Source organism: Desulfoprunum benzoelyticum (genome assembly GCF_014201505.1).
Lineage (GTDB): Bacteria > Desulfobacterota > Desulfobulbia > Desulfobulbales > Desulfocapsaceae > Desulfoprunum > Desulfoprunum benzoelyticum.
The window spans coordinates 68702-81645 of record NZ_JACHEO010000005.1; the positions used below are offsets into that span (position 1 = coordinate 68702).

Annotated in this window: 10 protein-coding genes; 6 read left to right on the top strand and 4 right to left on the bottom strand. The window is 63.6% G+C overall.

The genetic code is table 11. The features are described 5' to 3' along the window. Positions 1–32: 32 nt before the first annotated feature. Positions 33–2228: an ATP-dependent helicase gene (locus tag HNQ81_RS06410; protein WP_183349480.1), complete on the bottom strand. Its 2196-nt coding sequence runs from the start codon at positions 2226–2228 to the stop codon at positions 33–35. 249 nt (positions 2229–2477) lie between these two features. On the opposite strand from HNQ81_RS06410, the gene HNQ81_RS06415 reads away from it, so the two are divergent. The 3 genes from HNQ81_RS06415 to HNQ81_RS06425 all read left to right on the top strand — a co-directional run bounded on the left by HNQ81_RS06415 (position 2478) and on the right by HNQ81_RS06425 (position 4403). After that, positions 2478–2876, top strand: coding sequence for a pancreas/duodenum homeobox protein 1 (locus tag HNQ81_RS06415; RefSeq protein ID WP_183349482.1), 399 nt, complete (start codon positions 2478–2480; stop codon positions 2874–2876). A gap of 82 nt (positions 2877–2958) precedes the next feature. Then, positions 2959–3993: a glycoside hydrolase family 3 protein gene (locus tag HNQ81_RS06420; protein ID WP_183349485.1), complete on the top strand. Its 1035-nt coding sequence runs from the start codon at positions 2959–2961 to the stop codon at positions 3991–3993. Positions 3994–3998: 5 nt separating this feature from the next. Beyond that, positions 3999–4403 carry an NINE protein gene (locus HNQ81_RS06425; protein ID WP_183349487.1) on the top strand — a complete coding sequence of 135 codons (405 nt, stop codon included), beginning with the start codon at positions 3999–4001 and terminating at the stop codon, positions 4401–4403. A gap of 32 nt (positions 4404–4435) precedes the next feature. Here HNQ81_RS06425 and HNQ81_RS06430 read toward each other — a convergent pair whose 3' ends face one another. Then, complete coding sequence (locus tag HNQ81_RS06430) at positions 4436–6004, bottom strand: hybrid sensor histidine kinase/response regulator (protein ID WP_183349489.1); 1569 nt, start codon at positions 6002–6004, stop codon at positions 4436–4438. Between the two features lie 266 nt (positions 6005–6270). On the opposite strand from HNQ81_RS06430, the gene HNQ81_RS06435 reads away from it, so the two are divergent. Both HNQ81_RS06435 and HNQ81_RS06440 read left to right on the top strand, forming a co-directional pair. Further along, positions 6271–6531 (top strand): HP0495 family protein, encoded by a 261-nt coding sequence (locus HNQ81_RS06435; RefSeq protein WP_183349490.1) that lies wholly within the window; start codon positions 6271–6273, stop codon positions 6529–6531. Between the two features lie 4 nt (positions 6532–6535). Further along, positions 6536–7051 (top strand): hypothetical protein, encoded by a 516-nt coding sequence (locus HNQ81_RS06440; protein WP_183349491.1) that lies wholly within the window; start codon positions 6536–6538, stop codon positions 7049–7051. 12 nt (positions 7052–7063) lie between these two features. On the opposite strand, the gene HNQ81_RS06445 is transcribed toward HNQ81_RS06440, so the two are convergent. Both HNQ81_RS06445 and HNQ81_RS06450 read right to left on the bottom strand, forming a co-directional pair. Then, the gene (locus HNQ81_RS06445; RefSeq protein WP_183349492.1) at positions 7064–9004 is read right to left on the bottom strand and encodes a chorismate-binding protein; all 1941 of its coding nucleotides are present in this window, start codon (positions 9002–9004) and stop codon (positions 7064–7066) included. A 22-nt stretch (positions 9005–9026) separates the two neighbouring features. Next, complete coding sequence (locus HNQ81_RS06450) at positions 9027–9200, bottom strand: hypothetical protein (RefSeq protein ID WP_183349493.1); 174 nt, start codon at positions 9198–9200, stop codon at positions 9027–9029. A 196-nt stretch (positions 9201–9396) separates the two neighbouring features. Here HNQ81_RS06450 and nifJ point away from each other — a divergent pair, with 196 nt between their 5' ends. Then, entirely contained in the window at positions 9397–12939 is a 3543-nt protein-coding gene (gene nifJ / locus HNQ81_RS06455; protein WP_183349494.1) for a pyruvate:ferredoxin (flavodoxin) oxidoreductase, read from the top strand. The last annotated feature ends 5 nt before the right edge of the window (positions 12940–12944 follow it).

The window sequence follows — 12944 nt, forward strand, 5'->3', positions numbered from 1 at the left end:
AGGAGAGGGCCGAGGCGGCGCCGGGGCCGGGGTCAGAGAATGGTCAGCTTGGCATAATCGAGATGCAGGGTCTTCATCCCATGCCGGTCAAACAGGACGTCGAGCGTCCGCGGCCCGGACAGTTTGGTGACCTTGCCCTCGCCGAAGAAGGGGTGGCTGACCTTGCATCCCTTCGCGAATTCCGAGATCGCCGGCGGTTGCCGCCGGGCCGGGGCGGCGGGAAGCCGGGGGGCGGCCGGGTCCGGAATACTCGTTGATCCCGACCATTCCCCGGTGCTGCCGGCCTCCGCCGATATCCGCTCGTAGAGCCCGGGGCCGAGTTCGGTCAGAAACGGCGACATGCCGGCCCGGCGGAACTGCCGATCCGGGGTCATCAACTCCCGCGGGTAGCAGAGGTAGAGAAATTTGCGGGCCCGGGTGGCGGCGACATAGAGCAGCCGCCGCTCCTCCTCCCACTGCTCGCCGATCATCGCCGCGGCATGGGGGAAGCGGCCCTCGGCCAGGCCGATGACGAACACCGCATCGAACTCCAGCCCCTTGGCGGAATGGATGGTCGACAGCACCAGCCGCTCCTCGGCTCGCCGGTGGCCGTGCTGGTCGGGCTCCGGCGGATCGAGGGCGGTATCGTCGATGAACGATTGCAGGTCCTGGTAGCCGGCCATGACGCCCTTCAACTGGTCGAGATCCTTCTGCCGCTTCGGGTAGTCATCGGCGAACAGCTGCTCGAAGATCGGCTGGTAATAGGCGAGGACGACCTCGTACAACTCCGGCAGGCTGCGCTCCCTGCCCCGCAGGTCGGCAAAGAGCTCGTTGAGACGGGCGAAACCCTGCTGCCAGCTTCTCCCGGCCGGGTACCCGGCCAGGGCCTGGAACGGGTCGCCGGCCGTCATGACGGTCGCGGTGATCTTCTGCGCCGTCTTCGGCCCGACCTTGTCGAGCTGGAGCAGGATCCGGTTCCAGCTCAGGGAATCGCGGGGATTGGCGACGACCCGCAGAAAAGAGAGAAAATCCTTCATGTGGGCCGATTCGGTCAGTTTCAGGCCGCCCCGTTTCTCGAAATCGATGCCCGTCGCCCCCAGTTCGAGCTCGAGCTTGTACGAGTGGAAACCGGAGCGGAACAGCACCGCGATCTCCTGTATCGGGGTGCCCAGGGCCAGCAGCTCGCGCACCCGGCGGACCACGAACAGCGCCTCTTCCCGCTCATCGCGGCCGGCGAAGAGCGCCGGGCGGACCCCGCCTTCGGTCCGGGAAAACAGGGTCTTGGTGTATTTCTCGGCGGCATTTTTGATGATGTCGTTGGTCAGCGCCAGGATCGGCTGGGTCGAGCGGTAATTCTCCTCGAGCTTGATGATCCGGGTGTCGGGGTAGACCTTCGGGAACCGCATGATGTTGTAGAAATCGGCGCCGCGGAACGAGTAGATCGACTGGGCGTCGTCGCCGACCGCCATGACGTTGTCATGGGTGGAGGCGGCCAGGCGGACGATATCGGCCTGGATCAGGTTGGTGTCCTGGTACTCGTCGACCATGATGTGGGAGAAGCGCTCGGAAATCAGCCGCCGCACCTCCTCCGACTCCTGCAGCATCCGCTTCCAGTTGACGAGCAGGTCGTCGTAATCCATCAGGCCGTTGTCGCGCTTGAATTCGCCGTAGTGCCGCTGCAGCCGGAGGATGTCGTCGAGATGCTCGCTGAGGTGGGCGTACTGCTCGAAGACCAGGTCCTCCAGTTCCATCGACTTGTTGACGGCGCCGCTGATCATCGAGATCAGGACCCGTTTGGAGGGGAACTGTTTCGACGCCCCGCCGAAGCCGAGCGATGACTTGAGGAGGTTGATGATCCCCTCGGCGTCGGCCCGGTCGATGATGGTGAAGTTCGAGGCGAAGCCGAGACAGGCGCCGTAGCGGCGCAGCAGCATGTTGGCGGTGCCGTGGAATGTGCCGCCGACCACCCGGCCGCAGCTGTCGTTGAGAAGGCGGCCGGAGCGCCACAGCATCTCCTGGGCGGCCTTGCGGGTGAAGGTCAGCAGCAGGATCTTCTCCGGCGGGATGCCGTGCTGCATCAGATAGGCCACCCGGTAGACCAGGGTCCGGGTCTTGCCGCTGCCGGCCCCGGCAATGACGAGGACCGGGCCGTCGACCGTCGTCACCGCCTCGTACTGGGCATCGTTGAGTTCGCTCAGATCGACGGCGGCGACGCCTCCGGCCCCTGAAAATGGTCCCTCGTTGTTCATGGCCGCTACTCTAACACAGGCCCCACAGCCCCGCAACGTCGGTTGACAAAATGCTCTTCGCCGTTATAGTTATGGGCCGTTACGAAATAACCATTGCATGTTCACCCATTTCGTTACGGCCCCTTGAGCCGGTAACGACGCTGCAATATCATGGTTATTGCTGTACAACGGCTTACCAGCCGAAATCGGCACCGCCGCCCGCCGGCCGGTGTCCCTGAAACCGCCAATTCCCCCACGACACGAACCGCCATGGATGCAACGACCCTGCCGACCCTGTTCACCCCCGACACCCTGCTCCGCCTCTTTCCCCGGGAACGCGCGAACGAGTTCTTCGAGGCCCTGTTCGGCGACGCCGACGAGGGCGCCTACGATATCGAGCTGGGATACCGCGGCCTGCAGGGCAGCGAGCTGGTCATGGAACTGCGGCTGCACGAACGACCGGGCCGCTGTCTCGCCTGCAATCTGACCCAGGGCCTGCCCCAGGTCTTCTCCCGCCATCCGGTCATCAACCTCAACAGCCTGGTCGAGGACATCGGCGAATTGCTCCGGGGTCGGGCCCGGTGCAGCGGATGGTCGCTGGGCTCCACCGAGCAGCAGAGCCGGTCGCTCCATGTCGTGCCGTTGAAGATCCGTCTCGAAACGGTCTGATCCGAGCCGGGTCTTCGCCGTCAGCAGGAGGCCGTCCCGGCAGGTCTGCATCCTTCCCCCCTGACAGGACCGCCACCACCCCATGGACCTACCCCAGCAGATCGCCCAACTCCTGATCGTCGGCTTCCAAGGCGACAGGCTTCTCCCGAACAGCACCCTCGCCGCCGACCTGCACGAGCGGGCCCTGGGCGGAGTCATCCTCTTCGACCGCCTCCTCGCCGAAAAACGAGCGGACAACAATATCGTCTCGGCGGCCCAGACCGCCCGGCTCTGCGCCGAGCTGCAGGACTGCGCCGGCGGCCGGCTGCTGATCGCCGTCGATCAGGAGGGCGGCATGGTCAGCCGGTTCAAGGCCGAGCGCGGCTTCCCGACCACGGCCTCGGCCGGGCGCCTGGGCCGGTGCGGCGATGTCGGCCTGACCGCCATCAACGCCGCCTGCACCGCCGCGATGCTCAGCACTCTCGGCATCAACCTCAATCTCGCCCCGGTCGTCGACCTCGATGTCGAAACCGACAACCCGATCATCGGCCGCTATCAACGCAGCTTCGCCGCCGACCCGGCCGTCGTCGGCCGCCATGCGACGGCGTGGATCACCGCCCACCGCCGGCGCCGCATCCTCACCTGCCTGAAACATTTTCCCGGCCACGGCTCGGCGCTGGCCGACTCCCATCTCGGCTTCGTCGATATCAGCGCCGCCTGGCGGGAGGAGGAGCTGGAGCCTTTCCGCACCCTGATCACCGGGAACAAGGCCGATCTGGTGATGGTCGGTCATCTCTTTAACAGCCGGATCGACCCCCTGTTGCCGGCCACCCTGTCGCCGGCGGCGATCGACGGTCTGCTGCGCCGCGATCTCGGCTTCGACGGCGCGGTCATCACCGACGATCTGCAGATGCGGGCCATCACCGACCGCTACGGCCTGGCCGAGGCCTGCATCATGGCCTTGACAGCGGGGGCGGACATCCTCATCATTGGGAATAACCTTCAGTATGATCCGCTGATCGTCGGCAGGATCACCGCCGCAATCGTCGAGGCGGTGCGGCAGGGCCGGTTGGCCGAGGAACGGATACACGCGGCCTGGCAGCGGGTCAGAAAACTGCAAAACTTCATCCACAGGTAAGGAACATGCGGACGGACAATCCCCCCACCCATTCGATCGTCGTCGGGTATCTTCTCTGGCTCGTCGGTTTTCTCGGCGCCCATCGGTTCTACTACGGCCGCCAGATCTCCGGCACGATCTACTTCTTCACCCTCGGCCTGCTGTTCATCGGCTGGATCGTCGATCTCTTCCTGATCCCGAAGATGAACAGGGAGGCCGATATCCGCTTCAACGAAGGCAGGATCGACTTCAATATCGCCTGGCTGCTGCTCGCCTTCGTCGGGCTGCTCGGCATCCACCGGATGTACATGGGCAAGTGGCTGACGGGCCTGCTGTATCTGTGTACCGCCGGTCTGCTCGGTGTCGGCTGGATCTATGACCTGTGGACGCTGAACGACCAGATCAGCCTGATCAACGGCCGTCGCGAATGAAATGGGAACGGTGAGGCGGGCCGACAGCGGCCTCAACCCCTGCCGCCGGGCTCGGTCCGGTGGAGGACGCGATGGACGACCGACGCCAGCTGCCGCAGCGTCAGCGGTTTGGTGCAGTACTCGCGGACCCCGGCCTGCTCCGCCGCTTCCCGCGAAAATTGCTCTGCATACCCGGAGAAGAGGACGACCGGGAGATCGGGGCGGATCGTCCTGAACAGGGAGCTCAACTCGATCCCGGTCAGATCGGGCATGGTCAGGTCGGTGATCAGCAGGTCAAACTCCCGGTCCACCTCGGAGAACAGCGCCAGCGCCTCGCTGGCCGAGGTCATCCCGACGACCTCGTAGCCGAGGCTGCGCAGCATCTGCCCGGTGACGTTGACGACCTGTTCCTCATCGTCGACCAGCAGGATGCGTCCCTCCCCCTGCATGATCTCCGTCATGGAGATGATCTGTTCCAACTGGGTCAACTCACGCGCGATCGGCAGCAGGACCCGGAAGACAGAGCCAACGCCGACCTGGCTCTGCACGCTGATCCGCCCGCCCTGGCGGGTGATGATGCCGTGCACCATCGCCAGTCCCATGCCGGTGCCCCGGCTCTTCTCCTTGGTCGTGAAATACGGCTCGAAGATCCGCTCCACCATCTCGGCCTCTATGCCGCAGCCGGTATCGGCGACACTCAGTTCAACCCACTCCTTCCCCTCCTCGTCCCGGCCGGTCTTCGCCAGCCGCACCGTCAGTGTGCCGCGCCGGCCGGCCATGGCGTGGGCGCTGTTGGTGCAGAGATTGATCAGGACCTGGTGGATCTGCACCGGATCGACCGAGACGAGACCGCAGTGGTCGTCGATCTCCTCTATGATCTGGATGGTGGCCGGCAGCGTGACGCGCATCAGCTTCATCACCTCCTTGACGATCGGATGGATGTGCTGCAGCAGCTCCTTTTTCTCGTGGCTGCGAGAAAAGGTCAGGATCTGTTCGACGAGGCTCTTGGCCCTCCTCGCCGCCTTGAGGATCTCATCGACATAGTCGCTGACGGTCTGGTCGAAAGAACCGTCCCGGCGCATCTTCATGCGGACGATTTCGGAATACCCCATGATCGGAGTGAGGACATTGTTGAAATCATGGGCGATTCCTCCCGCCAGGGTCCCGATCGCCTCCATTTTCTGGGTGTGGCGAAGCTGTTTCTCCAGCATATGGCGCTCAGAGACATCCGAGGCCATGATCACGACACCGTCAATCTCCCCGGACGCCCGCCGCACCGGGATAGCGGTGACGTCATACACCAGTTCCTCGCCGTCCTCGACTGAAAGCTGGACGCCTCTGACACTGGTCTCGATCTTTCCCGACTGCATCGCCCGCCAGGCGGCGCAGGAATCATCGCAGGCGGCCTGGCGGCGGCAGAAGATCTCCCGGCAGCTGCGGCCGACCGGCTCGGCGCAGAGCCTGCGGCCCCGGTCGTTGACCCAGGCCGCCTGCAGATTGCGGTCGAAATAGCCGAGAAGTCCGGGAAAACCCTGTTTGATCGCCTCCAGCTGCAGCTCAGCGGCAGCGGGAGAGTAGTCATTGTCGGACGATACCCGCCGGTTGCATTCGTCGCTCGTCATCCTCTGCACCTTCCTGCCCTGCCGGCCATATGCCGTTTTCCTCTGCTGAACCGCGCCGTTTCCGGGACACTCGCACCGGTCACCGCGTGTTGTTACAACGATATCGTGCCGTCACGGCGATAACAAGAGCAATCCGCCGTTTCAGCTCTCCAGCGGCTCCCGGCAGCAGGGCGTTTCCGCCCCCTTTCCCTTGACTCCTGCCATACAAATCGGTATTACTTGAGGCCGATTCCAACAACCACCGTCTCCAACCCCGACATCTGTTCATGAACCTTCAAGATCACCGGCCGCATATCGTCTACCCCTGCATCTGGAGCTACAAGGTCATCGGCGAGGAAGCCGATCTCCTGCGGCAGGCCATCCTCCAGGCCTGCGCCCCGCACCCGGTGAAGATCACGGTCGGCCGGTCGAGCCGAGGGGGAAGGTACCACAGCCTCGAGGCCACGATCGAGATCGGAGACGAACAGACCCGTCTGACAATCTTTGAACGCCTGAAAAACCATCCCGCAGTCAAGATCCTCCTGTAACGCCATGACCGAGAACACAGCCGCCATCAAGTCCCAGCTCATCCCGGCCCTCCGCGAGGGGCTCGGCCTCATCCAGATGATCGTCTTCAAGGAGATCCGCGCCCAGCTCGTCCGCAAACAGCCGGATGGCGACGCCACCCACTTGTCGCGACTGGCGGGGACCATCACCAACGAGCTGTTCGGCACCCCCAACCCGGAGGAGCAATTCGTCCGCTTCCGCCGGGAACACTGGGGCACCATCGAACAGGAACTCCTCAGCCTCGGGACCGACAACCCCGGGCTCCGCGCCCCGATCACCGATGCCCTGCGGGTCCAGGCCCTGTGCGACAGCCAGGAAGGTCTCGGCGACGATGCCTCGGCCCTGGCCAGAGCCGATGCCCTCGGCATCCTGGTCCGCGACCGCGACATTCCCCTGCCTTCGACGTTCATGACGATGGTGCGCGAACTGGGCCGTCAGCACAACCTCATCATCCCCCCGATGCCGATGGATGCCAATCCCGGACCAGGTGTGGTGCATTAGCAGGAGCTGCGGTCAGGACGACGATCCGACCGCTTTCCCCACCCCCCGCCGCAGGGTCACCCGCACCAGTCCGCGCACCGCGTTGCAGAGGTAGATCGCCTCGGCGGCCATCACATCCGCCGGCGTCAGCCTCGCCTCGACGGTCGGCCGCTCCCGATCGTCGAGCAGCTGCTCGCGCATCACCCCCGGCAGCAGGCCGCTGGCCAAAGGCGGGGTCCGGTAGCGGCCGTCGGCATAGACCACGACGTTGCTGATGCAGCCCTCCGTGACCTCGCCCCGGCGGTTGACGAACAGCCGGTCGTACAGTCCCTCCTCCTGCCCCGCCCGGAATTCCCGGTCGTACAGCTCCCGGTTGGTCGTCTTGTGCCGCAGCCAGGGCGAATCGCCATCGATCACGTGCACAGAGAAATCGATCTCGGGGAGACCGGGGCCGGGCTGTTCCGGGCTGGCCGGCAGACGCAGCAGCTCCGGGGCCTCACAGGGCTGGGCGGCGATTCCAATCGTTCCATCCTTGGCCAGGGTCAGACGCACCCGCATGCAGTGGCCGGCAAAGGCGGCGGCCTGCCGCTCCAGCCGCTGCCTGATCTCGGTCTCCGACCAGGAAAAGCACAGCTCCGCCGCCGATCTTTCCAGTCGCGCCAGATGGCGATCAAGGCGCCGGTATCCCGCCCCGGGCTGCCACAGCATCGTCGTCAAAAGCTCGAATCCCGGTCGGCAGTGGCTGAGAAAGCGCCCCTTGAGCAGACATTCCTGCCATTCCTGCTCGGGATCGGAATCGATGATGATCCCCGAGCCGATCCCCATCTCGCCGCGAGTACCACGCAGGACCACCGTCCGGATCGGGACGCTGAAGACCGCGGCGCCGTCGGGGGCGAGATAGCCGATGGCCCCGGTGTAGACGCCCCGCCGCTCCTTTTCCAGTTCGTTGATGATCTCCATGGTCCGGATCTTCGGCGCCCCGGTCACCGAGCCGCAGGGAAAAAGGGCATGGAAAAGATTGTAGAGGCCGAACCCGTCGCCGGTTCGGTCGCCGCCGGGACAGGCCTTGACGGTCGAAGTCATCTGCAGCAGGCTTTCGTAGGTTTCGACATCGAACAGGGAAGAAACCCAGACATCCCCGCCGCCGAGGCGATGCATCAGCCGGGCCAGATCGTTGCGCAGCAGATCGACGATCATCACGTTTTCACTCCGGTTTTTCGGATCCCGGGCCAGACCGAGGCAGAGATCCCGGTCTTCGGCCGCGGTCCGTCCCCGGCGGGAGGTCCCCTTCATCGGCCGGACCGTCAGTTCCCGGCCGTCACGGCGGAAAAAAAGCTCCGGCGAAAACGACAGGATTCTTTCCTCGTCCCGTCGGATACAGGCCCCGAAGGGGACGGTCTGGCTATGGCGCAGATCGCGGTACAGCGCCTCCACCGAACCGCTCCAGGCGAACAGGAGCTTCAGGGTGTAATTGACCTGGTAGGTGTCGCCGGCGGCGATGTAGCCGCGCAGCCGGCGGATGGCCTGAAGGTATTCGGCGTGGTCGACATTCGGCTGCAGGCCGTCGACCCGCCAGCCCGGGACGGTGGCCGGCCGCGGGCCGTCGGGCAGATCGCCCCTGCCGGCGGCGTGATCGTAGATGTACGGTTTGCGATACACGCCAAGGTCGGCCAGGGCGGCGGGCGCGGCGGCCGCCCCCCGGTCGAAGGCGAGCTTTTCCTCGAGCAGGCCGCCGAAATCGTAGTCGAACCAGCCGGCCAGCCAGAACCCCTGCTTGAGCCAGTCTTCGGCGATCCCCAGAAATTGCCCTGCATCCGCCCCCGGATGGCAGCGCAGACGGGCCACCGGCTCGGTGAACAGCAGGGATGTGCGGTTTTCCCGGTCCGGACGGGAGGTATCGAGAAAGACGAAATCCTTATGGTCTGCAAGAAAGCCAAACATCCCCTCGAGATCTTCCCAGGCAAGACGTTTCATAGCGACGGTCCTTCGCCCCGGCTCAGATCGCCCGGCTCGGCGGTCGCCAGCGTTTGTCGAGACGGGCGGCAATCGGGAACAATCCATTTAATTTATTTATGCACATCATCATTGACGTTAATACTTGCAGGCCATCGGAAAATGATCTACTATATTTGGCTTTATCTTCAATAAAGCAGTTATTGTAATTGCCCATGACAGGCTCTATAATATACCATTTGACGAAAACTATGCGATCTATCGTTCACTGCCGGATCCCGAATCCCGCCCTTGCACGGCGGGAAATTCTGTAAACGGGAAAGGCCTTTCCGTTTGTTGTACATCGACAGCATCAGTCATTCCAACCACGCTGCACCTGCAGCGCATCCAGTCCCCACAGAGGAGAACAACTCATGTCGAGAAGAATGGTCACCATCGACGGCAACCAGGCCTGCACCCATGTCGCCTATGCCACCAGCGAAGTCATCACCATCTACCCCATCACGCCATCCTCGCCGATGGCGGCCGAAGCGGACGCGAAAGCGGCCGTCAAGCAGAAGAACATCTGGAACTCCATTCCGGTCGTCACCCAGATGCAGTCCGAGGCCGGTGTCGCCGGCGCACTGCACGGCTCGCTGACCACCGGTTCCCTCTGCACGACCTTCACCGCCTCCCAGGGGCTCCTGCTGATGATCCCCAACATGTACAAGATCGCCGGCGAACTGACCCCGACCGTCTTCCACATCACCGCCCGTTCGCTGGCCGCCCAGGGGCTGTCGATCTTCGGCGACCATGCTGACGTATACGCCGCCCGGCAGACGGGCTGGGGCATGCTCTGCGCCCAGAACGTCCAGGAATCTATGGACATGGCCCTGATCTCGACCCAGGCCTCGCTCAAATCGCGCATCCCCTTCATGCACTTCTTCGACGGCTTCCGGACCTCGCACGAGATCCAGAAGGTCGAAGAGCTGACCTACGACGACATGCGCGCCGTCATCGACGACGACCTGGTCATCGCCCACCGCCGGCGGGCCCTCAGCCCTGACCGGCCGATGATCCGCGGCACCGCCCAGAATCCCGATGTCTACTTCACCGGCCGTGAGACCGTCAACAAATACTACAACGCCGTGCCGGCGATCATGCAGGAAACGATGGACAAGCTGGCCGCAATCACCGGCCGCCAGTACCACCTGTTCGACTATCACGGCGCCCCGGACGCCGAGAACGTCGTCGTCATGATGGGTTCGGGCTGCGAGACCGTCGCCTCGACCGTCGATTACCTCGTCGCCCAGGGCCGGAAAGTCGGCCTGGTCATCGTCCGCCTCTATCGCCCCTTCGACGGCCGCGCCATGGTCAATGCCCTGCCGCCGACCGTCGAGCGCATCACCGTTCTCGACCGCACCAAGGAGCCGGGCGCGATCGGCGAGCCGCTGTACCTCGATGTCCGCGCCGCGGTCGGCGAGGCCGTTGAGGCCAACGGCACCATCATCCCGCCGATCATCCTGTCCGGCCGCTACGGTCTCGGCTCGGCCGAGTTCACCCCGGCGATGGTCAAGGCGGTGTTCGACAACATGGTGACGATGGCGCCGAAGAACAAATTCTGCGTCGGCCCCAATGACGATGTGACCTTCTCCAGTCTCGACTACGACCGCTCCTTCAATATCGAGGGCAAGGACGTGTACCGGGCGATGTTCTACGGCCTCGGCTCGGACGGCACCGTCGGCGCCAACAAGAACACGATCAAGATCATCGGCACCGAGACCGACAACTCCGCCCAGGGCTATTTCGTCTACGACTCGAAGAAGTCAGGCTCGATCACCACCAGCCACCTGCGGTTCGGCAAGAATCCGGTCGTCGCCCCCTATCTGATCAACAAGGCCAACTTCATCGCCTGCCACAACTTCACCTTCCTCGACCAGTACGACATGCTCCGCAACCTCGAGGACGGCGGGACCTTTCTTCTCACCACCAGCTACGGGGCGAAGGAGATCTGGAAGAAGCTGCCGAAGAACGTGCAGCGCGATCTGATCGACAAGAAGGCCAAATTCTACATCATCGACGCCGTTTCCCTCGGCCTGGCGCTCGGCCTTGGAGCCCGGATCAACATGATCATGCAGACCGCCTTCTTCATGATCTCCGGCATTCTGACCCAGGAAGAGGCGATCGCCGCGATCAAGAAGGCGATCAAGAAAACCTACGGCAACAAGGGCGACAAGGTCGTCAACATGAACTACAGCGCGGTCGACGAGGCGATCAAGAATATCGTCGAGGTCAAGCTCGGCAAGACCGCCACCGGCCATGAACTGCCGCCGACCGTTCCCACCGACGCCCCGGACTTTGTCAAGGAAGTGACGGCCAAGATCATCGAGGGCAAGGGCGAGCTGCTGAAGGTCTCGCAGATCCCGGATGACGGCACCTGGCCGACGGCAACCACCCAGTACGAAAAACGCAACATCGCCGTCCACACCCCGGAATGGCTGCCGGACAACTGCATCCAGTGCGGCCAGTGTGCGCTGGTCTGCCCACACGCCGCTATCCGCACCAAGGTCGTATCGGAATTGAAGAACCCGCCCAAGACCTTCAAGTCCACCGATGCCGTGGGCAAGGAGTTCAAGGGCTCGAAATTCATCGTTCAGGTCTTCACCGAGGATTGCTGCAGCTGCACCCTCTGTGTCAGCGTCTGTCCGGCCAAAACCAAGGCCCTGCAGATGATCCCCAACAGCGACGAGCTCCGGTCGACGGAGCGGGGAAATGTCAAGTACTTCCTCGACCTGCCGGAAATTGATCCGGCCAGGATCAACCCGGCGTCGATAAAGGGCAGCCAGCTCCTGCGGCCGCTGTTCGAGTTCTCCGGCGCCTGCGCCGGCTGCGGCGAGACCCCCTACGTCAAACTGGTCTCCCAGCTGTTCGGCGACCGGATGCTGGTGGCCAATGCCACCGGCTGCTCCTCGATCTATGGCGGCAACCTCCCCACCACCCCCTATGCCAAGCGCGTCGACGGACGCGGACCGGCCTGGTCCAACTCGCTCTTTGAGGACAACGCCGAGTTCGGGCTGGGCATGCGCTTCTCGGTCAACAAGCTCGCCTCCCAGGCCGCCGAACTGCTGGAAGAGGCGGTGAGCGGCAAGTTGATCACCAGAAAGATGGCCGACGGTCTCCTCCAGGCCGATCAGCCGACCCAGACCGCCATCGAAGAGCAGCGCGGACGGGTAGCGGAGCTCAAGGCCAAACTCGAAGGCAACACCAACCCCATCGCCGTACAGCTGTACAACGTCGCCGACTACCTGGTGAAGAAATCGGTCTGGATCATCGGCGGCGACGGCTGGGCCTACGACATCGGCTATGGCGGCCTTGACCATGTGCTCGCCTCCGGCGAGAATGTCAACGTCCTGCTGCTCGACACCGAGGTCTACTCCAACACCGGCGGTCAGATGTCGAAATCGACACCGCGCGCCGCCACCGCCCAGTTCGCCGCCGGCGGCAAGAGACTACCGAAGAAGGATATCGGCATGATCTTCTCGACCTACGGCAATGTCTATATCGGCCGGATCAGCCTCGGCGCCAATCCCAGCCAGGCGATCAAGGCCATCGCCGAGGCCGAGGCCTACGACGGGCCGTCACTGATCATCGCCTACGCTCACTGCATCAACCACGGCATCAATATGGCCAAAGGACTGGAACAACAGAAAAAAGCAGTGGCCTGTGGGCATTGGCCGTTGTATCGCTACAATCCTGACCTCGAGGATCAGGGCAAGAATCCTCTGATCATCGACAGTAAGGACCCGTCGATCACCTTCGAGGAGTATGCCCTCGGCGAGAACCGCTATCGCGCCCTGAAGATGGTCAACCCGACGGAGGCCGACGCCCTGATGGCCCAGTCCCAGAAGGATGTCCTCCGCAGTTGGAAGTTCCTCAAGGGCCGGGCCCAGGCAATGGAACCGGAGACGGAGAAATAATCCTC